Annotated in this window: 24 protein-coding genes; 12 read left to right on the top strand and 12 right to left on the bottom strand. The window is 70.3% G+C overall.

Annotated features, from left to right (window positions below):
* Nucleotides 1-4: 4 nt before the first annotated feature.
* The gene (locus EER30_RS21790) at nucleotides 5-853 is read right to left on the bottom strand and encodes a helix-turn-helix transcriptional regulator (RefSeq protein ID WP_127502355.1); all 849 of its coding nucleotides are present in this window, start codon (nucleotides 851-853) and stop codon (nucleotides 5-7) included.
* 125 nt (nucleotides 854-978) lie between these two features.
* Between EER30_RS21790 and EER30_RS21785 the strand changes: the two genes are divergently transcribed.
* Entirely contained in the window at nucleotides 979-1,977 is a 999-nt protein-coding gene (locus EER30_RS21785; RefSeq protein ID WP_127502354.1) for an aldo/keto reductase, read from the top strand.
* A gap of 171 nt (nucleotides 1,978-2,148) precedes the next feature.
* Here EER30_RS21785 and EER30_RS21780 read toward each other — a convergent pair whose 3' ends face one another.
* Nucleotides 2,149-2,889, bottom strand: a complete 741-nt coding sequence (locus EER30_RS21780) for a hypothetical protein (protein WP_127502353.1) — start codon at nucleotides 2,887-2,889, stop codon at nucleotides 2,149-2,151.
* On the opposite strand from EER30_RS21780, the gene EER30_RS21775 reads away from it, so the two are divergent.
* The 3 genes from EER30_RS21775 to EER30_RS21765 all read left to right on the top strand — a co-directional run bounded on the left by EER30_RS21775 (nucleotide 2,881) and on the right by EER30_RS21765 (nucleotide 3,884).
* Entirely contained in the window at nucleotides 2,881-3,093 is a 213-nt protein-coding gene (locus EER30_RS21775) for a hypothetical protein (RefSeq protein ID WP_127502352.1), read from the top strand. The two genes, EER30_RS21780 and EER30_RS21775, sit on opposite strands and share 9 nt — an antisense overlap.
* A gap of 56 nt (nucleotides 3,094-3,149) precedes the next feature.
* Nucleotides 3,150-3,512 (top strand): hypothetical protein, encoded by a 363-nt coding sequence (locus EER30_RS21770; RefSeq protein WP_127502351.1) that lies wholly within the window; start codon nucleotides 3,150-3,152, stop codon nucleotides 3,510-3,512.
* A gap of 81 nt (nucleotides 3,513-3,593) precedes the next feature.
* Nucleotides 3,594-3,884, top strand: coding sequence for a barstar family protein (locus EER30_RS21765; RefSeq protein WP_127502350.1), 291 nt, complete (start codon nucleotides 3,594-3,596; stop codon nucleotides 3,882-3,884).
* 91 nt (nucleotides 3,885-3,975) lie between these two features.
* Here EER30_RS21765 and EER30_RS21760 read toward each other — a convergent pair whose 3' ends face one another.
* The 5 genes from EER30_RS21760 to EER30_RS21740 all read right to left on the bottom strand — a co-directional run bounded on the left by EER30_RS21760 (nucleotide 3,976) and on the right by EER30_RS21740 (nucleotide 11,494).
* The gene (locus EER30_RS21760) at nucleotides 3,976-4,368 is read right to left on the bottom strand and encodes an HflX-like GTP-binding protein (RefSeq protein ID WP_205650345.1); all 393 of its coding nucleotides are present in this window, start codon (nucleotides 4,366-4,368) and stop codon (nucleotides 3,976-3,978) included.
* Between the two features lie 126 nt (nucleotides 4,369-4,494).
* The gene (locus EER30_RS21755) at nucleotides 4,495-4,791 is read right to left on the bottom strand and encodes a hypothetical protein (RefSeq protein ID WP_127502349.1); all 297 of its coding nucleotides are present in this window, start codon (nucleotides 4,789-4,791) and stop codon (nucleotides 4,495-4,497) included.
* 160 nt (nucleotides 4,792-4,951) lie between these two features.
* Nucleotides 4,952-9,835, bottom strand: coding sequence for a P-loop NTPase family protein (locus EER30_RS21750; RefSeq protein WP_127502348.1), 4,884 nt, complete (start codon nucleotides 9,833-9,835; stop codon nucleotides 4,952-4,954).
* A complete protein-coding gene (locus tag EER30_RS21745; RefSeq protein WP_127502347.1) occupies nucleotides 9,832-11,193 on the bottom strand; it encodes an esterase/lipase family protein in 1,362 nt (453 codons plus the stop codon). The genes EER30_RS21750 and EER30_RS21745 overlap by 4 nt, the downstream gene beginning before the upstream one ends.
* A gap of 112 nt (nucleotides 11,194-11,305) precedes the next feature.
* Nucleotides 11,306-11,494 (bottom strand): hypothetical protein, encoded by a 189-nt coding sequence (locus EER30_RS21740; protein WP_127502346.1) that lies wholly within the window; start codon nucleotides 11,492-11,494, stop codon nucleotides 11,306-11,308.
* A 22-nt stretch (nucleotides 11,495-11,516) separates the two neighbouring features.
* Between EER30_RS21740 and EER30_RS21735 the strand changes: the two genes are divergently transcribed.
* Together EER30_RS21735 and lexA are read left to right on the top strand one after the other, a co-directional pair.
* On the top strand, nucleotides 11,517-11,777 hold the full coding sequence (locus tag EER30_RS21735; protein ID WP_127502345.1) for a hypothetical protein: 261 nt from the start codon (nucleotides 11,517-11,519) through the stop codon (nucleotides 11,775-11,777).
* On the top strand, nucleotides 11,778-12,425 hold the full coding sequence (lexA, locus tag EER30_RS21730) for a transcriptional repressor LexA (protein WP_127502344.1): 648 nt from the start codon (nucleotides 11,778-11,780) through the stop codon (nucleotides 12,423-12,425).
* Here the strand turns inward: lexA and EER30_RS47215 are convergent.
* Entirely contained in the window at nucleotides 12,422-12,559 is a 138-nt protein-coding gene (locus tag EER30_RS47215) for a hypothetical protein (RefSeq protein ID WP_164842435.1), read from the bottom strand. The genes lexA and EER30_RS47215 overlap by 4 nt on opposite strands.
* Nucleotides 12,560-13,138: 579 nt before the next feature.
* On the opposite strand from EER30_RS47215, the gene EER30_RS21720 reads away from it, so the two are divergent.
* Nucleotides 13,139-15,445: a transglycosylase domain-containing protein gene (locus EER30_RS21720; RefSeq protein ID WP_127502342.1), complete on the top strand. Its 2,307-nt coding sequence runs from the start codon at nucleotides 13,139-13,141 to the stop codon at nucleotides 15,443-15,445.
* Nucleotides 15,446-15,641: 196 nt separating this feature from the next.
* On the opposite strand, the gene EER30_RS21715 is transcribed toward EER30_RS21720, so the two are convergent.
* From EER30_RS21715 to EER30_RS21705, 3 genes are all read right to left on the bottom strand, one after another.
* Complete coding sequence (locus EER30_RS21715; protein WP_127502341.1) at nucleotides 15,642-16,406, bottom strand: SDR family NAD(P)-dependent oxidoreductase; 765 nt, start codon at nucleotides 16,404-16,406, stop codon at nucleotides 15,642-15,644.
* Between the two features lie 263 nt (nucleotides 16,407-16,669).
* On the bottom strand, nucleotides 16,670-17,437 hold the full coding sequence (locus EER30_RS21710; protein WP_127502339.1) for an SDR family NAD(P)-dependent oxidoreductase: 768 nt from the start codon (nucleotides 17,435-17,437) through the stop codon (nucleotides 16,670-16,672).
* A 27-nt stretch (nucleotides 17,438-17,464) separates the two neighbouring features.
* Nucleotides 17,465-18,082, bottom strand: coding sequence for a VOC family protein (locus tag EER30_RS21705; protein WP_127502337.1), 618 nt, complete (start codon nucleotides 18,080-18,082; stop codon nucleotides 17,465-17,467).
* A gap of 148 nt (nucleotides 18,083-18,230) precedes the next feature.
* Here EER30_RS21705 and EER30_RS21700 point away from each other — a divergent pair, with 148 nt between their 5' ends.
* From EER30_RS21700 to EER30_RS21685, 4 genes are read left to right on the top strand one after another with little or no spacing between them, the layout of a single operon-like run.
* Nucleotides 18,231-19,685: a DHA2 family efflux MFS transporter permease subunit gene (locus tag EER30_RS21700; protein ID WP_164842434.1), complete on the top strand. Its 1,455-nt coding sequence runs from the start codon at nucleotides 18,231-18,233 to the stop codon at nucleotides 19,683-19,685.
* Nucleotides 19,682-20,392, top strand: coding sequence for an SDR family oxidoreductase (locus EER30_RS21695; RefSeq protein ID WP_127502334.1), 711 nt, complete (start codon nucleotides 19,682-19,684; stop codon nucleotides 20,390-20,392). Before EER30_RS21700 ends, EER30_RS21695 begins: the two co-directional genes overlap by 4 nt.
* A gap of 19 nt (nucleotides 20,393-20,411) precedes the next feature.
* Nucleotides 20,412-21,731, top strand: coding sequence for a dihydrolipoyl dehydrogenase family protein (locus tag EER30_RS21690; RefSeq protein ID WP_127502333.1), 1,320 nt, complete (start codon nucleotides 20,412-20,414; stop codon nucleotides 21,729-21,731).
* Nucleotides 21,728-22,567: an alpha/beta fold hydrolase gene (locus tag EER30_RS21685; protein WP_127502332.1), complete on the top strand. Its 840-nt coding sequence runs from the start codon at nucleotides 21,728-21,730 to the stop codon at nucleotides 22,565-22,567. Before EER30_RS21690 ends, EER30_RS21685 begins: the two co-directional genes overlap by 4 nt.
* Here EER30_RS21685 and EER30_RS47210 read toward each other — a convergent pair.
* On the bottom strand, nucleotides 22,551-22,688 hold the full coding sequence (locus tag EER30_RS47210; protein WP_164842422.1) for a hypothetical protein: 138 nt from the start codon (nucleotides 22,686-22,688) through the stop codon (nucleotides 22,551-22,553). The genes EER30_RS21685 and EER30_RS47210 overlap by 17 nt on opposite strands.
* Before the next feature lie 202 nt (nucleotides 22,689-22,890).
* On the opposite strand from EER30_RS47210, the gene EER30_RS21680 reads away from it, so the two are divergent.
* Nucleotides 22,891-23,247 (top strand): PRC-barrel domain-containing protein, encoded by a 357-nt coding sequence (locus EER30_RS21680; protein ID WP_127502331.1) that lies wholly within the window; start codon nucleotides 22,891-22,893, stop codon nucleotides 23,245-23,247.
* Nucleotides 23,248-23,571: the final 324 nt, after the last annotated feature.

The following is a 23,571-nucleotide window of genomic DNA, read 5'->3' as shown; positions in this document are numbered from 1 at the left end:
AAGCTTAGCTCTCCGGAACCGTCGCGAACTCTTCGACGCCGACCACGCGCAGCAGTTCCAGCCTTTCGCGGGACTCGGCGTCGGCCGGCGTCAGCACCAGCAGGAGCTGCCGCTGGTCGGGCGTGACGAGGGTCTCGCAGTCGACCAGCACCGGGCCGACCCGCGCATGCATGATCGTCTTGCGGTCGGCGCGGCGCACCCCGACCTCGTGCTCGGTCCACAGCTCGCGGAAGGTCTCGCTCTCGGTCTGCAGCTTTTCGACCAGCCGGGCGACGGTCGGGTCGTCGTGCCTGCGCCCCGCCACCGCGCGCAGGTCGGCCACGATCACCCGGGCCTGATGATCGTGCTCGTCGGCCGGGTGCATGGCGCGCAGAGCGGGGTCGGTGAACCAGCGGTAGACGTGGTAGCGGCGGTCGCCCTCGAAGCCGGTCATGTCGCCGCTGAGCAGCAGTGACATGCGGTTCTGGGCGAGAGTCTCACCGAGGTCGCTGAGCACCAGCGCCGGCGTGTCACCGAGCAGGTCGAGCATGCGCAGCAGCCCCGCGCGAGCCAGGCAGGCGGTGCCCATCGCAGGTGGCGGCTGGTGACCGGCCAGATGGAACAGGTGAGCGCGCTGATCGTCGGACAGTCGCAGGGCGCGGGCCAGCGCGCCGAGGAGCTGGGTCGACGGCTGGCTGCTGCGGCCCTGCTCGAGGCGGACGACGTAGTCGACCGACATGCCCGCGAGCATCGCGACCTCTTCGCGGCGCAGCCCGGTGGTGCGCCGTCGGGGGCCGTCGGTCAGGCCCACCTCGGCCGGGCGGATCGCCTCACGGCGGCGGCGAAGGAAGTCGGCCAGGTCGTCACGCTGCATGTCTTCATGCTGCCCTCCTCGTGGCGGCCTATCCAGGGACTCGCGATCCCACGATGAACGCTCCGCTCCCGCCCGCCCGCAAACCGGTGCAAGCTCGGTCCAGAACATCGACGAAGGAGCACACGATGCGAACTGTCACCCTGGGCACGACCGGACCGGCCGTGGGCAAGCTGGGTCTCGGCGCGATGGGCATGTCGGGCGGGGCATACGGTCCGGTCGACCGCGCCGAGGCCATCGCCACCGTGCACGCCGCGCTCGACGCGGGCGTCACCCTGATCGACACGGGTGACTTCTATGGCATGGGCCACAACGAGCTGCTGCTGGCCGAGGCGCTGCGCGGCCGCCCCCGCGACAGCTACCAGCTCAGCGTCAAATTCGGCGGCCTGCGCGGCCCCGACATGTCATGGGGCGGCGCCGACACCCGCCCCGCCGCCGTCAAGAACTTCCTGGCCTACTCACTGACCCGCCTCGGCGTCGACCACATCGACATCTACCGCCCGGCCCGCCTCGACCCCGCCGTCCCCATCGAAGACACGGTCGGCGCCGTCAAAGAGATGATCGAAGCCGGGTACGTACGGCATCTCGGGCTCTCGGAGGTCGACGCCTCGACCATCCGGCGGGCGCACGCGGTCCACCCCGTCGCCGACCTGCAGATCGAATACTCGCTCATCTCGCGTGCGATCGAGGACGAGGTGCTGCCCGCTCTCCGCTCACTGGGCATCGGCCTCACCGCGTACGGCGTCCTGAGCCGGGGCTTGATCTCGGGCCACTGGACGGCCGCCCGCGAAAGCCGGCCCGGCGACTTCCGCGGCATGAGCCCCCGCTTCAACGGCGACAACCTGACCCACAACCTGACGTTGGTCGAAGCCCTGCGCTCGGTCGCCGCAGCGAAGAACGCGACCGTGGCCCAGGTGGCGATCGCTTGGGTGGCCGCCCAGGGCGACGACATCATCCCGCTCGTCGGCGCCCGCACCCGCGAACGGCTCGGCGAAGCCCTGCCCGCGCTGGACCTGACCCTGACCGACGACGACCTGGCCGAGATCGAAAAGGCCGTCCCCTTCGGATCGGCTCGCGGCGACCGCTACCCGACAGCGATGATGCACACCCTCGGCGCCGGCAACTGACGTTGTCGAGCGTCCCAGCGGCATCGGCTCCGCACCTATGGGATCGCGGAGCGAGCGGCGGGTCGCTGGTGCACCAGGCGGCTCAGGATGGTGGTGGGTTCTCGCTCACTGATCCAGCCGAGAAGAATGCGACAGGCCGCAGATCCGGACTCGACTCCGCAGGACACCTGATCACATATTCTCCCGGCTCGCTGTGTTCATGGCCCTCCACACTGGCCAGTTCTGCGGCCATGTGTCCGGCCATGTGTCGGTAACCACGGTCGACGCGATCCCGTCGAGTTCGAGCACGTCTCGCGTGAGCCGTTCGGCCACGTCGACGACCTCAGCCGCTGTCGGAGTTCTCCAGTCGAGGCGCACGTCGACTGCACTGTTGACCAGCGATGCCGCGGTTTCTTCCGGCACGCCGGCAGCTGTGAGAAACCATTCGAGGATCCTGCGGCACTGGCCTCGGCAGCTGCCGTCATCGGACATGGGGGCGACAGCCAACCTCATCAGCTCCGCGATAGCGGACTCCCAAGCCGCGGTGAGGTCACCCGGCTCGGCGTTCGGATCGAGCAACGGCAGGTACTCGTCGAATCGTTCGGCAATCCTCATCAGCCACCGTCGCCAGGTCAGCAGCGCGTCGACTGCCAGAGCCGGCGCCTCGGCCGGAGCAGGAAACGAGGTGATCCAGTTCCACCCTTGCTGCCATACCTCTGGCGCCCAGTACCACCGGTACGCCCAGGGGCCGTAGCGGTCGGACAGCACGACACTGACCGCTTCGGTCCATGCGCTCAAATCAGATCGCCCGGCCACCGGAGTAACCGTCTGAATCAACACCGGGACCGCGGTCGGGTTGAACGGGTAGCGCCCCGGATCGACCTCGGCCCAGCTGCGCAGTCTCGGCGGTGTACTCGATCGGTCGTGCGCCATGCCTCGGCATTCTGTCAACTGATCATCTCGGCGTCGACCAGCATCCACGAGCACATCGCTCTCGTGCCAGGTCTGGACAGCGAGACCTGCACTCATGACGATCTGGAGAACGGCGGCACGCGCATCATCGCCATCGAGGACAGCGTCCGCTCATGGCCGCTGAGCATGCGCGTTCATCCAGCCGTGGATGGGCACGCTGCGTGAAGGACGGTCGATCCTCTCCCGGTTGTGACACTCGACGACCTCGCTACCCTCCTGGGGTGAACGACGCTGCAGAGCGAGCCGCGCGAGTCAGGTTCTTGACGGAGTCGGCGCAGACGATGCTCGCCGCCGGCGCTGACGCCGACGAGATAGCCAAGGAACTGCTGCGGCGCACTGATTCGCCGATCTCGGCGATCAAGGCCATTTCTGACAGCACCGGCTTGGGCTTGGCTGATGCCAAGTGGGTCGTGCACCGCAACCTGGCGCCCGAGACCCGCAATGCCGCCGAAACTCTATGGGGCGATCTGCTCGACGCTCTTGCGGAGATCCAGGAAAGACGCTGCGGGCCGGAATCAGGAAGCCCGGATTCGCGACAGGTGTTGCCGGATCAATCGCCGCGTGCCGAAATCGAGTCACCATAGCCAAGGTCAATTCACTCATCTGCGGCTGTCAGCGCGCGCTCACCGTAAAGCCGTCGACGGCGTGGTCGGTAGCATCGTCGAGTGCGCGTGGTCCTTGACGGCAACCGGGTGAAGTCGGAGGCTGACCTCCATCGCGAGTTGGCGAGATTGCTCGACTTCGGTCCGCACTACGGTGCCAACCTGGACGCGTTGTGGGATCGGCTGAGTACCGACGTTGAGCGGCCTGTCCACCTTTATTGGGCGGCATCTGCAGTCAGCCGGGCCGCGATCGGATCGCTGGTGTTCGATCGGATCGAACGCGTACTCCGGGCGACCGTTGAACAGGATGCTGCCTTCGAACGGACTGATTGTTTCACGTACGAACTCGGGTAGCGGCTCACCACCGTCGAACGCCTTTCATGCCGCGATCTGCTTGCGGGCCGGCCAGTTCGCTGTCATCGATCGACCACGACACCATCGATGATCACACCAGGTCTTCACCGCTCAAAATGAGGCACCCGAGGATCTTGGCCAAGACGCTCCGCTGGCGATGGGTCAGGGTGTTCACGAATACTGCGGCGTCGATCTCTGCCTCTCGGCACGCCTGGGCGACCTCGCGAACCTTGCCGTGTGTCAGCAGCGTACGGCGGGAGAAGGGCTGCGACATTCGCAGCGACCCGCCTGGGCGCTGCTTCCAGCGGTCTGAGGCGCCCCGGCGCTGGATGAACCGGGCCACGACCCGTCCACCTCGGGCCTCGACCATAACCGCCAACTCGTCGAGCCTGGCCTCGTACTGCTTCTCCTTGGCCGAAAATAGACCGATGAGTGCGACGTCGGCACCGCCGAGTGGGTCACCAAGGCTTCGGTACTGCTTCACGCCGGCATGATCGCAGCTCGGGCCAGTGGTTCATCAACCAGAACCGCGCCCGCAGCCCGGTGTCGTTCGCGCTCAGGAGCCGGAACACTTCCGCCGGCGAACGCCACGGAAACGGCCCAAACGCCTTCAGCGCCGGTCGGACACGGCCCAGGACACGGCGGCCGTCACCGCGGACACGGCAAGAACAGACGGCCAGGGCCCGATGCGCTTGGCCAGCGGGTGCGAGGCGCCAAACGCCCCGAGGTACGTCGCGACAAGTGCGCCGGTCACGGCCGGGCTCGTGCGCCGGGACCACTCACGCCCGGCGACGATGCCACCCGCAGCCAGGATCGCCCCACCCAGAGGCCGGATGCCGGTCCGGCGGGCGACCTGCCAGCCGGCAATGAGAGACCCCGCTGTGACCGCGGCAGTGGAAACGCGCATGCGACCGAAAGTACACCGGGCGCCGGCGGTTGGGAGCGCGCAGCGCCAGCCGCAACCGGCGCGGCAGGGGGCCGCCAGGACAGGGCCGCGCCCAGAGACAGGGTGACCATTCTCCTGCCCGGAGCCGACGACCCGGCCGTCCCAGCGCAGGAACGCCACCTCAGCCCCCGTTCACCGACGGTGGACGCAGAGCTTGAAGTAGCCGGATCAGCGACTCCTGCCCCTCAGGCTGAAAGGCCAGCGCGTCCGAAACCGCCGCCATCAGCAGATCGCGCTCCTCGGAAGACACGACTTCGGCCAGCGCTGACCGCCCGAGCTCAGCCGCCCGCCCGGCGTCGCCCCCGATCGCGTGGGCGATGGCCAGCGCCACCGTGGCCAGCCGCCCACCCGGGTCGCTGACCGTGCCCTCGTTGAGGCAGAGCGTCGCCAGGGCAGCCAGCCGTGCGACGTCGGCCGAGCGCCAGGCCGCCCGCAGCAGGGTCACCCCGAACGCCGGTTCCTCCATGATGCGGAACGCCACTGACTGTTCGGCCCGGCGGGTCAGTACGAGGACCGCGTCGATGATCGCGAAGACCTCGACGGTGTCTTTCCGCTCGGCGACGACCGCCGCGACGTCCGGCCCGAGGAGTTCGTCGTAGTTCTCGGTGAGGAAGAGCTCGGCGTCCGGTGCCTCCATCCAGTTCTCGACCAGGATCAGCGAGAGCAGTGGCGCGTACGCCGCGTCGACGCCGTTTTCCGCCGCGTCGGCGCGCAGTCGCAGGTGCCTGTCCACGAGGTCGTCGTTCGCGCCGATGCTGCGCAGTTCCTCGAGGAGCACGTCGGTCGCCGGGTCGAGCAGGGCCGGCTCGGCCCGCAGATAGCTCTGGGACTCGGCCCAGGTGGACCGGTTCCACCAGGCGACCAGCAGGTGGCTCAGCGAGTGGTCGATGGCCAGCCAGTGCGGCATCTCGTCGCCGCTCGCCGTCCACGCTGCCCGGAAGCGGGCGGGGTGGCGTGCCCGCTGGAGCCGGGCCAGCTCGTGGACCTGCTGGGTCGCCCGCACGTCGTCGACCGCGGCCACCAGCGCCGCGCGGATGTCCCGTACGGTCAGGGCGATCTCCTCCGGCGGCCGGATGCGCCGCATCAGGAGCATCGCCGCCAGGATCGGCTGGTCGTCGAGTTCGGCGAGGACCGTCTCCCAGACTTCCGGGCCGGCCGTGTTCAGCCCCACGGCCAGGTAGGCGATGCTCAGTTCGCCCTCCGACAGCCGGGCGCGCAACTCGCCGAGGCCGGCGTCCATCGATCGCGCCGATTCTGTTTCGTCGCCGGCCAGCAGCAGGGCCCGGCCGAACGTGATGCGGGTGAGGGGAAGCTGGAACGGATTCTCGAGTTCCCCGGTGTACTCCTCGAAGGCCTCGATCGCCCGCCGGGAATGGTCGAGGGCGGCCGTGTTCCGCCCGGCGGCCAGGTCGAGGGCCGAGACGGCGGCCAGGGCGCCGGCCAGCGCGATGGTGGCGACCGGCGATTCGAATTCGGCGTCGAGAAGCACGAGGGCCTCCTCGACCGCTCGGCGCGCCTCGGGAATCTGTTCGAGGGCCGAGTGGGCCGCCGACAGGTTGAGCAGGGCGATGCCGCGAAGCAGCGCGACGCGCGAATCCGTGTTCTCCATCGCGTCGATGAGCCGCAGGGCCTCTTCGGCATATCCGATCGCCTCCAGCGGGCGTACGGACAGGATCGTGGCGGCGACGTCCGCCAGCGTCGCGGCCAGGCCGAGGACCGCCTGCGGTGAGCCGGGGAGCAGGTCGCGGCGGACCTGGATCGTCGACTCGCGCACGGTGGAGGCCTCGCTCGGTTGACCGGCCATGGTGTGCAGCTTGACGAGCTGGTCGAGCGCCGTGACCAGCGGACCCCACGCGATGGGCAGGTTGATGTCGAGCAGGTCCGCCGCTTCCTTCTGGCGTTCGATCAGGGCCAGCAGGTCGATCGTGGTGCCGGCCAGGGCCACGGTGACCTGGTTGGTCAGCGTCTCGCCGAGCTGGATGGCCACCGACGGGCTTGTGTTCTCGACGGTGCGCAGGTGGTGCTCAGCCAGTTCGAGGTCGGCTATCGCCCGGGCCGGGTCGTGCGCCGCGGCGAGGCGTCCTCGCAGGGTCAGGCTGCTGGCCAGGATGACGGCCGCGTCCGTATTGCCCTGGGCGAACGGTGTGACCAGGTCGATCGACTGGTCGAGCAGTGCGATGGTCGTGGCTGTCACGGGTTCGGCGCCGCGGCCCGCGTTCTCGATCGAGGTCGTGATCGCGTACAGGCGCAGGCCTTCGGCGACGGCGATGTCGATGATGCTGCCGGACGGCCCGTGGCGGCGGTGGTGATCGGCGAGGCGTTCGGCGGCCGGCATGCCGTCACGGCCGGGCCGGCGGCGATCGGGCGAGTTGATCAGTTCGAGCAGGTTCACCCGGGACCGTACGGCGAGGGCCTCGATCAGGGCGGCCTCGTTGTGATCGGAGTCGTCGCCCTCGTCGAGCGCGGCCAGGGCCCGGCGGCTGAACTCGTCGGCCTTCTCGAGATCGTTCTGCATGATGGCCGCGCTGGCGGCGAGGGTGCAGGCGTTGGCGAACGCCCCGATCAGCGCTCGCCGTTCCTCGCCCGAGGGCTCGAGCAACGCGACCGCCTCGACCGCGTAGCGCTCCGCCGCGACCGGGTTGACGCTGCGCAGCTGGGCGAGCGCCAGGGCCGAGAGGCTGTTGGCCAGCACTTGCCCGCTGGCCGGGTCGCCGTGAGCCTCCCGGGCCAGGCGCGACGCTTCGTTCGCCGCTTCCTCGGCGCCCTCGGTGTCCCCGAAGATGGCGCGGGCCGTCGCGAGTTCGAACAGGGCGATCGCGAGGTCGAGCTGGTCGTCGAGCTCGCGGTTCAGCGCCACCGACTCTTCGTGCAGGGTGACCGCGACGCGCTGACCGGTCAGCAGGGAGCGCTCGGCCACGAGCTGGACGGCCATCGCGAGGTCGGGCAGGAACGCGCCGCGGTCGCGGGCGAAGAACTCCCGCAGCAGGTCGAGCCCGGGGACGCCGGCGTCGGCGAAGTGCCGCCACGCGTGCTGCCACAGGTAGGCGTGCTGGCCCGGGGTCTGCCCCTCGTCGAGCAGGTGCTCGTACAGGCGGGCGATCGTCGCGGCCACGGGCAGGGCCATGCCGGGGGACAGCCCACGTCCGATGCCCTTGCCCAGCGTCGGCAGCAGGTGGTCGATCAGGCGCTGGTGGGCCACCCGGTAGACCGCCTGGCCTCCCGCGGTACCCACGACGACGTGCCGGCCCAGGGCCAGGAGCAGGGCGTACGCGTCGTCGCGCGTGTACCGGACGCCGGTCGGGGAGAGCGCCGACGCGATCGCCGGCCACACGTCGTCGGCCGGCAGACCGTTGCCGTGCGCGCAGGCGAGGGCGCGCAGCAGTTCCCGGGCCGCGGTCGGGTGCGCCCGCCCGTCGATGGTGAGGATGGTGCGTTCGAGGTCGGCTTCGAGCGCGGCCTCCACGCTGGAGGCCAGTCGCGTACGCCAGCCCTGGCCGGACGTGTCGACCGGCGCGCCGCGCAGCTGCGACGTGATGAGCCGGGCGAGCAGGAACGGTCCCTCGCGGGCCGGGTCGGCGTCCTGCGCGGTGACGAGCACCTCGTCGGCGACCAGCTCGGGGCTCATCGACGGGGCCACACCGTCGAGGCGGCGGACCACGTAACGCCGTACGTCGTGAAGGGTCTGTTCGACCTCGCGGCCGAGATCGGTGGTCTCCGCGGCGACGCCGAGCAGCGTGAGCAGCCCCGGCTCGCCCATCGCCCCGGCGATCTCGCGCGAGCCGATCAGCACCAGGGCCTCGTGCACGAGCGGCTCGATGACCTGGACGGCGATGTGGCGGCACTCGATGTCGCCCGCCTCGTCGAGACCGTCGATCGCGACCACCAGGGGAGCGCCGTCCGTCCGGCGCCGGGCGGCGTACGCCAGCAGGTCGTAGACGCCGGTGTCGGACGGCAGGCCGAGCTGTGCGGCGAGGCTCTCGACGGCCGACTTCGCGTCCATGCCGCGTGCGTGCAGGTGCGCGTCCACCCTCGACTCGCCCGGGTCGAGCTCGGCCGGCGGCAGCTCGAGACTCTGGCGCTCGTCGGGCACCGAGAGGCTGACGACGCGGCCGAGGATCGCGGACTTGCCCGAGCCCGCCGGTCCCGTCACGACGTACAGCCCCGGGGTGCCCCGGCGCAGCCACCTCACCACCCGGGCAAGGATGCGTTCGCGGCCGGTGAAGAAGTTGTCGGTCGTCGACGTTCCGCGGGCGGCCTGCAGCAGGTGTTCCACGACGACGTGGCTCGCGCGCGGACGGTGCAGGGGGTTGCGCAGCATCGGCCAGGCGTCGCCGGTGGCCGCCTGCTGGGGCGAGTGCCGGGGTTCGGACCACTCCTTGACCAGCGCGTCGATCAGGTCGTCGCCGCGGATCTCCTCGCGGTAGGCGTTCCAGCGCAGCCGCAGCGCGTCGTCGGTGGGGCCGTGGGTGAGCAGCCGGGTCAGTTCGCGGGCCATCGCCCCGCTGCGCGCGGGCTCGTCGCCGCGTGAGGCCGCCACCACGCCGAACCAGGCCGCTCCGGGGTCGGCCCGCCCGGCGAGGACCGCGTCGGCCATGGCCAGGGCGTCGGGGACGCCGCCGCCGGAGTGGCAGGTGTCCACGACGACCAGCACCTGGGTCGCCCCGGTGCGGGCGGCCCACTCGCCCAGCTTCCTGGCCGTGGCGATCTCGTCGTCGTCCGTGTCGGTGGTGCGGCCGAGCAGCTTCAACTGCCGGTCCGGGCCGAGCTCGCCGTGCCCGGTCCACAGCACGATCAGCTTGCCGCCGGGCATCGACTTCTTCTGCAGGGCGGCGTCGATCTCGTCGAGCAGCGCCCCGCGGCGCAGGTCGGCCAGGACCACGCCGTCGAATCCGTGTCGTTCCCTGAGCAGGCCGACCAGGCCTTCGCTGTCCGGCACCGCCCGGCCGAGCGGGGTCAGGGTCGCGTAGGAGCCGTTGGCGACCGCCACCACCTGCGCGCCGATCATCGGTCCGGGTCCCACACGAGGAACGGGCGGGTCACCGGGGGCGGGCCGCCCGCAACCGGGCTGCTCACCGTGGCGCGGTAGCCGCCCTCGGGTAGCGGGTCGAGGACCGCCCGGCCGTCCGGACGCACCTTGACCGGCGCTCCGACCTGGGTGCCGTGCTCGTCGAGGACCGACACGTTCAGGCGACGGTCGGCGAGATCGGGGACGGTCAGCTCGGGCGCGGCGCCGGGCGCCCAGATCTCGGTCATGGCCACGCCGAAGGTCTCGGGGGCGGCGTCCTCCCAGATCACGTCCTCGCGGGTGATGATGCCGTCGAGCAGGTCGAGGGCGGACCGCGTGCCCTGGAGTTCGCCGTGCTGCTGGGCGACCTCGTGCACCTCGGTGCCGCGCCCCTGTGCCGGTTCGGCGGCCAGCCGGGGAACCGTGCCGTCGCCGGCCTGATCCTGCTCGTCGATCGCGTCCGAGGTGACCAGCCTGCCGCCGGTCAGCCGGGCCGTCGTGGGCGTGGGCTGCCGGATCCCGACGACCTTGTGCAGGACGTACCGGGGTGGTCCGGCGGCGTCGAGGACGGCGTGGAACGCGGCGGCGTCGGCCAGCATCGCGGCGTCGAGCCCGGCCGTCGTCCCCGGTCCGAGCGGGACCCGCCCGCCGCCGGGTTTGCGCAGGCAGGCGTACGTGGGCAGGAGCTGGTGCAGGGACGGCATGCTTCGCGCCATCTCGGTCAGGCTCAGCTTGAGCGGCCCGACCCCCGCCTCGATGCCGTTGGCCAGGGTGTCCAGCGACTTCACCGAGCCCCGGTGCGGGGTGCCGATCGTGATGAGGGCGCGGGTCAGCTCGGCGCCCTGCTCGCGTTCGAGGAACCAGCGCGCGACCAGGCCACCCATCGAGTGGGCGACGATGACGAGCTTCGCGTCGGCCATGCCCGGCCGGGCGCGCCATCGGGTGAGCGCGTCGCCGGCCCGTTCGGCGAGCAGGCGCGCGTTGTGCCGGTTGGACAGCCGCCAGTCGTACGGGAAGGTGATCAGGTTGGGGACCGGGTCCTGGACGAACTGGAAGCGGCGGCCCCGCAGGAACTTCAGGATGCCGGCGTAGCCCGCGACCGGGCTCCAGATTCCGGGGATGACGTGCAGGCCTGGCATGAGGCCGACCGCCCTGACACCGTCGCCGGGGTGGTCGTCGCCGAGGCCCTCGGGCAATCGCAGCGATTTCAGCGAGCCCCCGAACGTGCGGATCGCGTTGACGAGCGAGCCGGCGCTCAGCGACCACACAGGGCGGTTCTCGGCGTCGACGAGGGTGCTGCCCATGATTCCCGGGATCACCACGACGACATCACGGACGGCCGATGGCTTGGCACTCATGATGACGAGGGTCGACGCATTCCACGCGGCTCCGCAAGGGCCTGGGTGATCGGATCCCCGACTCCCGCCGCGCGTCCCCCGCGACTCGCAGGGGACGGCGGACGGGCGCACGTCAGAAGTTGCCCTCGGTGTTGCACTTGGCCTTCTGCACGACGCAGTTCTTCACGCGTTCGCCGAGGGGCGGTTCTCCCAGGCCGTCCCAGCAGTCCTGGAAGACCAGGTGGAACATCAGCACCGTCGTCGGGCTCGACAACCGCACGGCCGCGAACTCGGCGCTCCTCGCGACCTGAGTGCGGCCCAAGGCCGCAGCGTGGGCTCCGGCCGTGGTCGGGATCAATGTTCCGCATACCGCTCCCCGCGATCCGGCCGCCGGTGTGACGGCGTTCGCGCGGGAGGCCGAGCTGCTCGGGTTCGACAGTTTGTGGGCCTACGACCGGCTGCTGTCGCCGCAGGATCAGAGCGGTGCTCACCGTGCGTTCGGGATTGCGGGTGTGCCGTGGCCGGAGCCGCGCGGGCTCGACGAACTCATCGACGGTGCGGCGCGCCTGCGGGCAGCCTGGAAGGAAACGGGGCAAGATCACTGAGTGCTGACGGATGAGGACTTCTACGACACGTCGCGGCTCAACGAGCGGCAACGGCAGATCCTCACCGTCATTCAGGACTCGGCCCGGCGTTACGGCTACTCGCCGTCCAACCGGGAGATCGCGGACGCGCTCGGGCTGGCGTCGACGTCCACCGTGGGGCGTCACCTGCGGGTGCTGGAGGAGCTGGGCTTCCTGCGCCGGGGCCGAGCGACCAGGCCCATCGACGTACGGATGTTCCTCGAGCCTGCTTCGGCCGGGCCGGGTGGTTCCGACGCGACCGTGGGCGTGCCGCTGCTGGGTGACATCGCGGCCGGCACACCCATTCTGGCCGAGCAGAACTCCGACGACGTGCTCTCGCTGCCCCGCGAGCTGGTGGGGCGCGGGACGCTGTTCGGGCTGCGCGTCCGCGGCGACTCGATGATCGACGCGGCCATCTGCGACGGGGACATCGTCGTGGTGAAGAAGCAGCACGAGGTCTACAACGGCGACATCGTGGCCGCGATGATCGACGAGGAGGCGACGGTCAAGGTCTACCGCCGCCGCGCGGGCCGGGTGGTGCTGGAGGCCCGCAACCCCGCCTATCCGCACCTGGACGGCGACCGAGCGGTGATCCTCGGCAAGGTCGTCTCGGTGCTGCGCCGAACCTAGACCCGTTCGGCCCGCAACTTGGCCGGGATGGACCCGAAGAAGCCGAAGAAGCAGCTGATCATGACAACCAGGGCGATCGCGGACGGCGGAGACGAGCTGAGCCAGCCCTGGCTCGTGCGAGGCTCTGCGGTCACCGGTTTCTCCGTCCGTGGAAATGATCCGTGCGCTGCTCCGCGGATCATTTCGGCAGCCCGGCGCCCTCGTTGAGGCGTTCCCGGCGTACGTGTGCGGAGTGCCTGCACAGCAAGCGGATGGCCGACCGGCCGAACGTGTCCCCTCGCAATGTGAGCGGACACCTCTATCATGTCTTCCCGAAAGTCGGTATCACCAAGCGCGCGGCACTGTCCGGTCTTGACAGAGCCGTGTAATCAGGAGATCCGTTCCGGCGACGACGAGGATAGATGAACCCCTACGGCGATCCGCATTCAGCGAACGCCCGGGCACGGGTGCCCGGCTCCGGTCCGGCCCCCGCGCCGGGCAACGTTCCCGAAGCCACGCCCGGCGGGCGGGCCTCGGTGGGTTCGGCCTCTGTGGGCGGTCGAGCCTCGGTCGGGTCGGCCTCGGTCGGGGGGCGAGCCTCCGTCGGGTCGGCTTCCGTGGGCTCGGCTTCGGTTGGCTCCGCTTCAGTTGGTTCCGCGTCCGTGGGTGGGCGTGCCTCCGTCGGGGCGGCCCCGGTCGGCTCCGCCTCCGTGGCGCGGGCGGCTGTGCGGCCTGTGCCGGCGTCCGATTCCCCCGGCGGCCCGGGGAAGAAGAAGGACAAGTCGGCCAAGAAGCGGCGCCGCACCAATCTGCTCACCATCGCCGCCGCGCTGATGGTCATCGTGCTCGGCGCGGGCGTCGTCGGCGGGGCCTACTTCTTCGACGACGTGCAGTTCACCGAGCCCAAGGCCGAAGATCAGGTCACGCAGATCTACGCGTCCGACAACAAGACCGTCGTCGCCACCATCGGCAGCTCGAACCGCCAGCTCGTGCCGTACCAGGGCATCAACCCGGTCATCGGGCAGGCCGTCATGGCCGCCGAGGACAAGAACTTCCTCGACCACAACGGCATCGACATGAAGGGCATCGCCCGCGCCGCGTGGAACAACTTCACCGGCGGCGACCAGCAGGGCGCCTCGACGATCACCCAGCAGTACGCGCGGCACGCCGCCGAGCTGAAGGAGATCAGCTACAACCGCAAGCTGCGCGAGGCCGTGATCGCCCGCAAGATGGAGGATCACTACGAGAAGCCCGAGATCCTCGGCCGCTACCTGAACTCGGTCTACTTCGGGCGCGGCGCCTACGGCATCGAGGCCGCCGTGAAGGCGTACTTCGGCAACAGCCGCTCGGCGCTGACCCAGCCCGGCCAGAAGGGCGCGATCACCGCGGCCGAGGCGGCCGTCATCGCGTCGGTGATCAAGCAGCCTGAGCCGTCGGCCGGCCACCGCGGCTACGACCCGCAGAACAACCTGCCCGACGCGAAGATCCGCTGGCAGTACACGCTGAACAACATGCTGGAGAAGAAGTGGATCCAGCAGCTGCCCACCGAGTACCCCAAGTTCGCGAAGTTCGACCCCGAGGCCTGCCGTACGTCGTGCGGTAACGACAACGCGACCGGCAAGATCGTCAAGTACGTCAAGCAGGAGCTGCGCGCGATCGGCATCACCGACGAGCAGCAGAAGAAGGGTGGTCTTCGGATCACCACGACGATCAACCCGGCGGTGCAGAAGGCGGCCGAGTCGGCGGCCAACCGCACCAGCAGCAAGTCGCCGCTGAGGAAGCTCGACGCGACCTACAAGACGGCGCTCGTGGCGATCGACCCCACCAACGGCCACGTGCTCGCCTACTACGGCGGCAACGACGGTGTCGGCTGGGACTACGCGGGCCCCAACTACAACGACAAGGGTGAGTTCATCGGCGGCGGGCGTCCGCCCGGCTCGACGTTCAAGATCTACACGCTGCTGGCCGCGCTGAGCGACGGGTACGGCCTCGACACGACCTGGGACTCCGAGGTCAAGAAGGTCGGCGGCGACGCGATCAACAACTCCAGCCGCACGAACCTCACCTGTGACAAGCGGCGCTGCCCGCTGTCCGAGGCGACCATCCAGTCGTACAACTTCCCCTTCTACCACCTCGCCGCCGCGCTCGGCCCCGACAAGGTGGCCGAGGCCGCCCACAAGGCCGGCATCCAGTTCATCTCCAGCCCCACCAAGATCGGCGCCCGGGTCGACCTGAACAAGAGCAAGGGCAGCGCGCTCAAGCAGTTCGGCAACGAGATCGGGTACGGCCAGTACGCGATCACGGCCCTCGACCACGCGAACGGCGTGGCCACCCTGGCCAACGACGGGCTCTACAACAAGGCGCACTTCGTCCGGTCGGTGCAGAAGCGCGACGAGAAGACCGGCAAGTTCAAGCCGTTCCACACCGAGCGGATCAAGGCCGTTCAGGTCTTCGACCCGGGCGTGGTGGCGGCGATCGACAACGTGCTCGAGAAGATCGTCGGCAAGAACGGCCAGGCGCTGCGCAGCGGCTACGACGCCATCGGCAAGTCGGGCACCTGGGAGTACAAGGACGGCAAGTCGGGCGAGAACGGTGACGCCTGGTGGGTCGGTGGCACCAAACACATCGCCGCCTCGGTCTGGATCGGCCGCGAGAAGGTCGTCAAGGACAAGATGCAGCTCATGCCGATCTACAAGCCGGGCGCCGGCAAGAAGGGCATGACCGGCGGCTCGACCCCGGGCGAGACGTGGAAGGTCTTCATGGACCTGGCCAACAAGGCGATCGACGCCGAGAAGACGGAGTTCCCGCCGGACGTCAAGGTCGGCGACCCGAGCAAGAAGGGCAACGGTCTCGACCCGCTGCCCCCGCCGCCCGACAACAACGGCTGCGTCCTGGGCGGCGCGGTCTGCCCCGGCGGCCAGCCCGGAACCGGCCAGCCCGGCACGGGCCAGCCTGGCACGGGCCAGCCCGGCACCGGCCTGCCCGGCACGCTCCCCGGCTTCCCGGGCGGCAACGGCGGCGGCAACGGCCGCCCCCGCTAAGAAACGGCGAAACCCGGCCGGCGCGGATCGACTCCGCGCCGGCCGGTTTTTCATTTTCAGGAATTCGGGCGCGGCCGTGGACAGGTGCAGGTCTGACAGCCGGGCTACGGGCCCGCTTCCGGGCCGGAGACGCCGACGCCGTTCATCGGCACGCCGACGGCCGGGCGCGTCGGGGGTGCCCGGCCGTCGGTGCGGGTCACCAGGCGGTCGCGCCGCCGTCGACCTGGAAGTTCGAACCGGTGATGTACGAGGCCCGGTCGGAGGACAGGAAGGCGGCCAGCTCGACCACCTCCTCGGGGCGGGCGAAGCGCTTGAGCAGCGTCTTGCTGGTGATCGCGTCGCGGGCGGCCTGGTTGTCGCCCAGGTCGTGCTCGCTGAGCGGGGTCAGGGTCGGGCCGGGGCTGATCGCTACGGCGCGGATGCCGTGCGGGGCGCCCTCGAGGGCCAGCTGGCGGGTCATGCCGATGACGCCGGCGTTGGCGGCGGTGTGGGCGACCATGGCCGGGTTGTTGCCGGCGATCGTGCCGGCGATCGAGGCGACGTTCAGGATGACGCCGCCGCCGTTCGCCACCAGGTGCGGCCAGCCGTACTTCGAGACGAAGAACGGGATGTCGAGCTCGCCGGTGATGGTCGTGCGCCAGTCCTCGATGGAGAAATCGGGCATCGGGCCGAAGCGTACGAGGGCGGCGTTGTTGTAGATGACGTCGAGCCCGCCGTAGATGGCGGCGGCGTTGTCGACGGCCTCGTGCACCTGCTCGGGGTCGGTGAGGTCGACGGGCGCCAGGCCGGTCATCTCCCCGCCCGAGACGCGGACCAGCTCGACGGTCTCCTTGTTGGTCTCGGGGTCGAGATCCAGCCCGACGATCTTGGCGCCTTCGCGGGCGAAGACCAGGGCGGACTCGCGGCCCAGACCGCGACCGGTGCCGGTGATCAGCGCGATCTTGTTGTCGAGGATTCCCATGACACTTCTCCTGGATTCTGCTTCGAGGGTTACCCGCCGGGGATTTCTCCGGGGCGGGAGCGCCGAGATGAGCGCCGCTGGCTCGCGGCTGGTTCGTCCGGCGTCCCCTCGCGCGGGGCAAGGCACCTATGGGTGAAGTACTTGCTGCGCGAAGCAAATAATACGTCCGGCGACGATCAGCGCAAGTGAAGCGCCTCACACGCGGTGAAAGACGGTAAGGGCCGGGGCGGGTGCACAGCATCACCCGCCCCGGCTGATCGGGGCTACCAGGTCTGCTCGGCGGCTCGGACCAGTAGTTCGTTGACGGCTATGCGGCGGTCGCGGGTCACGATGTAGGTGATCGCGTCGGCTACGTCGTCGGCGCGCAGGGCCTCGATGCCGTCGACCTGGCGGCGGGCCGCGGCGCCGACCACGCCGGCCAGATGGTCGACCAGCTCGGTGTCGACCGTGCCGGGCTCGATCACGCTGACCCGCACGTGCTCGGTGATCAGCTCCTGGCGCAGCGACTCGGTGAAGCCGTTCAGGCCGAACTTCGTCAGGTTGTAGACGCTGCTGCCCGGCCGCGCCACCCGCCCGGACGTGGAGCTCACGTTGACCAGGTCGGCCACCTGCCGCGGCGACGTGGCCGCCGAGCCGATCAGGTGCGGCACCGCGGCGTGCGTGACGTGCAGCAGCCCCGCCACGTTGAGCGCCACCATCCGGTCCCACTCGGCCACCGTGGTGTGCAACGCGGGGCCGAGCAGCATGATCCCCGCGTTGTTGATCAGGACGTCGAGCCGGCCGAGGCGGTCGACGGTCTGCTGCACGACCTCGTCGGCGATCTCCGGCCGGGTCAGGTCGGCTTCCAGCCCGTACGCGAGATCGCCGTTCTTCTCGATGCCCGACACGACCTCGTCGAGCCGGTCCCGCCGACGTGCGACCAGCATGACGGCCGCCCCTTCGCGGGCCAGCCGCCGGGCCGTGGCCGCGCCGATGCCGCTGCTGGCCCCGGTGACCAGCGCTACGGCCCCGGACAGCGGGTCGTCTGCCATGACTGCCTCATCTCCCCGAGCCGGCGCTCATGACGGCAGCTCGGCGCCGGCCTGCTCCCTGACCATGTAGTCGGCGTACCAGTCGGGCCAGTTCGCGTCCTCCTCGCCGGTGCGTGCCTCGTGCTCGCCGTGCGCGGCAGCCGCCCGGCGCAGCGCGGCGGCCAGGTCGGCGGTGGTCGCGAACGCGGTGGTCGACGGGTCGACGCGGCCGGGCAGGCGGGTCGTGATCTCCTGCAGGAGCCAGCCGTTGCCGTCCGGGTCGCTGAACGACAGGAACGAGCCGTAGCTGCCGCGCTGCGGGGCCGGGCCGGTCACCCGGGACTCGGTGCCGTTGTGGTGGAAGATGCCGCCGGCGTCGTGGAAGACCTCGCTCGGCGCGGCGCCGAGGCGCTTGAGCTCGTCGTGGGCCGCGTCGATGTCGTTGACGATCAGGTGCAGGCCCTGGGCCGAGCCGGGCGCCTGGTCGGTGACCGACGAGCCGAAGATGACCGACGCGGGCGAGCCGGGCGGGGTCACCTGAACCACGCGGAACGATTCGTCCGTGGCGACGTCGGCGTCGAGCCGCCAGCCGAGACCCGTGTAGAAATCCTTGGCCCGGTCGACATCGCTGACCGGGACGACGACGACTTCCAGCTTGAAATCCATGACAGGTCCTCCAGGGCTCAGGGAAAGGCCGACGCGTCGAGAGTCGCGCCCACGGACCCCGCGTCGCACCCGGGTGACTCACTGGTCGCCCAAGCCCCAGTGAGTGCTACGGGCGCGAACCAGGGTGCCGATGCCCCAGTGTGAGGACATGACAGTCACCGACGGGCGGGCTCTGGTGGCGCTGCGGTCGCCGACGGGTACGGCCCTGGTCGCGGCCACCGTCCTGGCCTCCTGCGTGGGCTTCGTCGACGCGTACATGATCAATGTCGCGGTTCCGGCGATCGGGCGTGAGCTGCCGGCCAGCGTCAGCCAGATCCAGTGGATCCTGACCGGCTACCTGGTCACCGTGGCCGCGTTGCTGCTGCTGGCCGGGGCCCTGGCCGACCATTTCGGACGTAAGAAGGTGCTGATCGCCGGCCTGGTGGTGATGCTGGTCGCGTCGGCCGCCTGCGCACTGGCGCCGAACGCGTGGTCGCTGATCGGAGCCCGGCTCGTGCAGGGCGCGGGCGGGGCGCTCGTCGTGCCCAGCAGTCTGTCGCTGCTCAACGGTTCGCTGCGGCCCAAGGACCGCGCTCGCGGCATCGGCATCTGGGCCGGCATCTCGACGCTGGGAACGACCCTGGGCCCGTACGGCGGGGGGTGGATCGTCGATCATGCGTCGTGGCGCTGGGTGTTCTTCGTCAACGTGCCGCTGATCCTGGCCGCCCTGCTGGTGCTGATCAAGGTGCCCGAGCTCGACGAGCAGCGGCGGCCGCTCTCGGTCGACGTGGCCGGGGCCGGGCTCGCGGTGGTCGGGCTGGCCGGTGTCATCTTCGCGCTCACCGAGGGGATCAGCCGCGGCTGGCCCGCCCTGGTCATCGGGGTCGTGGCCCTGGCCGCGCTCGTGCCGGTCGAGCGGCGGCTGAAACGGCCGATGCTGCGGGTCGCGCTGTTCCGGTCCCGGCCGTTCGACGCGATCAACGTGTCGACCGTGCTGTTCTACGGCGCGATCTCGGCCGCCTCGTACCTGGTCGTGCTGCTCTGTCAACTGCGGCTCGGCTACAGCGCCACCGAGGCGGGGGCGGCGCTGATCCCCGAGTCGATCGTGTTCCTGGTGGTGTCGCCGCTGGCCGGCTCGCTGGTGGCCCGCATCGGCACGCGCTGGCCCATGGCGATCGGCATCCTGCTGGTGGCGGCCGGGTTCGTCTGGTTGGCGGCGGCGAGCCCGGGGCAGCCGTACGCCCAGTCGATCCTGCCCGGTGCGCTGCTGTGGGGACTCGGGCTGGGCATCGCGGTCGCCCCGCTCACGGCCGGGGTGCTCGCCGCGGTGCCCGACGACGACCTGGGGGAGGCGTCCGCGATCAACGATGCCGCGTCCCGGGTCGGCGGGGCCGTGCTGATCGCGCTCGTCCCGGTGCTGCTCGGGGTGGGCGCGGCGGGCGACTTCACCGGGCCGCTGGCCGAGCGCTACCGGCTGGCGATGCTCGTGCTGGCCGCCGTGGCCGTGGCCGCCGCCGTGCTGACCGCCGTGTTCGTCCCCAGCCGCCGCGCCGTCGTGGCCCATCCCGCGCCGTCTCCGCGTGTCAACGCCTGCGTCGTACCCATGAAGGGAAGTTCAGCATGAAGGGGAACATCGTCGTCGTTCTCGGCGGCACGTCCGGCATCGGGCTCGAGACCGCCCGGCTGGCCCGCGCGGCCGACGCCGAGGTCATCGTCACCGGCCGCGACCAGGCTCGGCTCGACGCCGCCCGCGACGAGCTCGGCGCAACCGCCGTACACCTCGAACTCACCGACAACGCGGCGGTGACCCGCTTCTTCGCCGACCTGCCCGACCCGGTCGACCACGTGCTGTTCGGCGGGGTCGGTCCGTTCTACGCGCCGATCGTCGAGATGGACTTCGACCGGGCCAGCGCGGTGGTCGACCACTTCGTCGTGGGCACCCTGCGCATCGTGAAGGAGTGCGCGACCCGCGTACGCCCGGGTGGGTCCTTGACCTTCATCGGCGGCACCGGAGCGCGCCGTCCTGCCGTCGGGGTGAGCCTGGCCGCTATCGGCACGGCGGCGCTGGCGGCGATCACGGCCAACGCGGCCCTCGAGATCGCGCCGGTGCGGGTCAACACGGTCGCGGCGGGCTTCGTCGACACGCCGCTGTCGGCCCGCATTCTCGGCGACGACCTCGACGCGCGCCGCCAGGAGCTGCGCGACACCCTGCCGATCCACCGGGTCGTCGGGCCCGAGGACGTGGCCTCGCTCATCCTGACCCTGATGACCAACACCGCCCTGACCGGCGCCGTCTACGACGTGGACGGCGGCCAGCAACTCGTCCCCTGATTCTTCTGGAGGTTCATGCATGGACAACGACTACGACGTCATCGTGATCGGGGGCGGGTCGCCCGGGGAGCACTGCGTGGGGGCGCTCGTCGACAACGGCCTGCGGGTGGCGCTGGTGGAGCGGGAACTGGTAGGTGGGGAGTGCTCCTACTACGCGTGCATCCCGTCGAAGACGCTGCTGCGGCCGGGGGAGGCGGTCAACGCGGCGCGCGAGGCCGAGTCGACGGCCGAGGTCGACGTGGGGCGGGCGCTGGCCTGGCGCGACTTCATGGTGTCGGACTACTCCGACGCCGGGCAGCAGAAGTGGCTCGACGACCAGGGCGTCACGCTGATCCGAGGATCGGGGCGGCTGGCCGGGCCGGGCGTCGTCGAGGTCGGCGGCGTCCACTACACCGCCGATCACGTCGTGCTGGCCAACGGCGCCTCGCCGATCATTCCGCCGCTGCCGGGGCTGCGCGAGCTCGACGGCCTCTGGACGAACCGCGAGGTCACCGGGATGAAAGAGGTGCCGCGGCGGCTCCTGATTCTGGGCGCGGGCGCGGTCGGCGTCGAGATGGCCCAGGCCGTACGCCGGCTGGGCGGTGAAGTGGTGCTGACCGGGCGCCGCGGGCACGTGCTGCCCAACGAGCCGGCGCCGCTGGGATCGGCGCTCGGGGAGGTGCTGCGGCGCGACGGCGTGGAACTGGCGCTCGGCGTGAACGCGGTCGGGGCGCGGCACGACGGCGAGGACTACGTACTGGTCCTCGACGACGGGCGGGAACTGCGTGGGGACCGGCTGCTGGTGGCGACGGGACGGGCGCCACGGGTCGATGACATCGGTCTCGAGACGGTGGGGGTTTCCGGCGGTGTGCGCGGGATTCCCGTCGACTCCCATCTGCGCGCGGCTGACCGGCTCTGGGTGGTCGGCGACGCGACCGGGCAGTACATGCTCACGCACGTCGGGAAATATCAGGGGGAAGTGGTCGCGGACAACATCGCGGGAAAGCCGCGCCAGGTCGACTACACGGCGGTGCCGCGGGTGACGTTCACCGATCCGCAAGCGGCGGCGGTGGGGGCCAAGGAGGCTCGGCACAGCGCGACGATCCCGTTGGCCGAGGTCGCCAAGACCGCGACCTACACCAGGGCGTACGCCGAGTCGCCCGGCTTCCTCACGCTGCTGAGCGACGGCGAGGTGCTCGTGGGGGCGTACGCACTCGGGCCGGAAGCGGGGGAGTGGCTGCAACAGGCCACCCTGGCGATCCGCGCGAAGATTCCGCTGGACGTTCTGCGGGACACGATCCAGCCGTTCCCGACATTCTCCGAGATCTATGTAGCGGCGTTGAGGGCGCTCAGGACATGACTCGCTATCGCACGGTTACGGTGGACGGGAACGAGGTCTTCTATCGCGAGGCCGGGCCGTCCGACGCGCCGGTTCTGCTGTTGCTGCACGGATTCCCGTCGTCGTCGCGCATGTTCGAGCCGTTGTTCTCGCGACTGTCCGATCGATGGCGGCTGATCGCGCCGGACTATCCGGGATTCGGGCACAGCCCGGCGTCGGCGCCCTACACCTTCGATCACCTGGCCGACGTGATGAACGGCTTCACCGACGCGCTCGGGCTCGGATCCTTCGTTCTCTACGTGACCGACTACGGCGGGCCGGTCGGGTTCCGGATGGCTCTGGAACGGCCGTCCTCGTTGAACGCGCTGATCGTTCAGAACGCCGTGGCGCACGACAACGGGCTGGGGCCGTTGTGGGACACACGCCGGGCTTTCTGGGCCGATCGGGCGGCGCACGAGGAGGCGCTGCGCGCGAACTTCTTCTCGATGGAGGCCACCCGGAAACGGCACATCGGGCTCGACCCGGACGTCGAGCGCTACGACCCCGACCTATGGACCGACGAGTACGCCTTCCTGAATCAGCCGGGGCAGAACGACCTGCAGATCGAGCTGTTCTACGACTACCGCACGAACGTGGCGTCGTACCCGAAATGGCAGCAGTGGTTCCGGGACGCGCAGCCGTGGACGCTCGTGCTGTGGGGGCGCTACGACGCGTCGTTCCAGATCTCGGAGCCGATGTGTTACCGCGTCGACCTGCCCGACGCATTTGTGCACATGCTCGACGGCGGCCACTTCGCGCTCGACACGTGCGCCGACGAGGCGGCCGCCCACATTCGCGAATTCATGTCCGGGCTGTAGCGGCGTCCAGCTCTTGCAGCAGGTCGTGGGCGGCCAGTTCGATGTCCTTGTGGCGCCATTCGGCGGCGCGGTAGACGCAGGCGATCAGCCCGGTTCGGTGCAGCCGGCGCAGATTGGCCATGACCTGGGTTCATACCCTTACGGCGGCCACGCTGAATCCTCGACGACGCGTACCGGATCGTGGCGCACCAGGAGCTGAACGGCCGCATCCCTACCCACTTCTTTGGTCCTAGCCTCCTAGGATGCACAAGGCGATAGGTTTCCGCCGTGCAAGCGGCACGCGATCCCGTTTCCGCCGGCCCTGGACCGGGCACTTGACGTGCATGTTTCCCGCTGAGAACCTGCGCGACTGGCGCGGTGAGAAAGTCCTCGACCCCGACGGCGGAAAGATCGGCGACCTGGAAGCGGTCTACGTCGACACCGCGACCGACCATCCGGCCTTCGCCACCGTGCGCATCGGCATGATCGGCCGGCACAAGCTCGTCTTCGTCCCCCTGGACGGCGCCACGGTGCTGCCCGGCGCGCTGCGCGTGCGCTACGAGAAGAAGATGGTCAACGAGGCCCCGACCATCGACCTCGACGGTGAGCTGACCGCCGTCGACGAGCCACGCGTCTTCGCCCACTACAACCTGCCTTACCAGACCGGCACCGCCGGCGAACGCCGTCTCGCCCGTCGATAGGCGCACCCGGGGCAAGCGCGTCGCAGGCTCGCGGTCGCGCGACCATCCGACGGCGGCGCGCGACGGCGTGTGGCCCGTCCGGCCGGCGGCCAGGCAGGACCGAGCCTTGACGGCGGCACCCGAGCCCGGCCGGTAACCTGGCTGGCCGGGCTGGTCGTGACCGGCGCCGCTCACTGGCCTCGATTACGCCTTGATCGGCTGTTCGGACAGAGACTGGACGCGACGATGCTCGGGCTTGTAGTTTGCATCGGACCGCGACGCCGCCCGAGGAGGTGAGACCCATGACCGTTGTATCGATGTGGGTGCTCCCTCTCCCGTCACGGT

This window comes from Actinoplanes solisilvae (assembly GCF_003999975.1).
Taxonomy (GTDB): Bacteria; Actinomycetota; Actinomycetes; order Mycobacteriales; family Micromonosporaceae; genus Actinoplanes; species Actinoplanes solisilvae.
This window is presented reverse-complemented; position numbering and strand designations above follow the sequence as displayed.

Coding starts and splice junctions, on each gene's coding strand:
- EER30_RS21680 (WP_127502331.1), top strand. CDS start 22,891: ATGTTTCCCGCTGAGAACCTGCGCGACTGGCGCGGTGAGAAAGTCCTC.
- EER30_RS21705 (WP_127502337.1), bottom strand. CDS start 18,082: ATGGATTTCAAGCTGGAAGTCGTCGTCGTCCCGGTCAGCGATGTCGAC.
- EER30_RS21745 (WP_127502347.1), bottom strand. CDS start 11,193: ATGAGTGCCAAGCCATCGGCCGTCCGTGATGTCGTCGTGGTGATCCCG.
- EER30_RS21780 (WP_127502353.1), bottom strand. CDS start 2,889: ATGGCGCACGACCGATCGAGTACACCGCCGAGACTGCGCAGCTGGGCC.
- EER30_RS21785 (WP_127502354.1), top strand. CDS start 979: ATGCGAACTGTCACCCTGGGCACGACCGGACCGGCCGTGGGCAAGCTG.
- EER30_RS21715 (WP_127502341.1), bottom strand. CDS start 16,406: ATGGGAATCCTCGACAACAAGATCGCGCTGATCACCGGCACCGGTCGC.
- EER30_RS21790 (WP_127502355.1), bottom strand. CDS start 853: ATGCAGCGTGACGACCTGGCCGACTTCCTTCGCCGCCGCCGTGAGGCG.
- EER30_RS21755 (WP_127502349.1), bottom strand. CDS start 4,791: ATGCGCGTTTCCACTGCCGCGGTCACAGCGGGGTCTCTCATTGCCGGC.
- EER30_RS21695 (WP_127502334.1), top strand. CDS start 19,682: ATGAAGGGGAACATCGTCGTCGTTCTCGGCGGCACGTCCGGCATCGGG.
- EER30_RS21710 (WP_127502339.1), bottom strand. CDS start 17,437: ATGGCAGACGACCCGCTGTCCGGGGCCGTAGCGCTGGTCACCGGGGCC.
- EER30_RS21750 (WP_127502348.1), bottom strand. CDS start 9,835: ATGATCGGCGCGCAGGTGGTGGCGGTCGCCAACGGCTCCTACGCGACC.
- EER30_RS21690 (WP_127502333.1), top strand. CDS start 20,412: ATGGACAACGACTACGACGTCATCGTGATCGGGGGCGGGTCGCCCGGG.
- EER30_RS21685 (WP_127502332.1), top strand. CDS start 21,728: ATGACTCGCTATCGCACGGTTACGGTGGACGGGAACGAGGTCTTCTAT.
- EER30_RS47210 (WP_164842422.1), bottom strand. CDS start 22,688: ATGGCCAATCTGCGCCGGCTGCACCGAACCGGGCTGATCGCCTGCGTC.
- EER30_RS21700 (WP_164842434.1), top strand. CDS start 18,231: ATGACAGTCACCGACGGGCGGGCTCTGGTGGCGCTGCGGTCGCCGACG.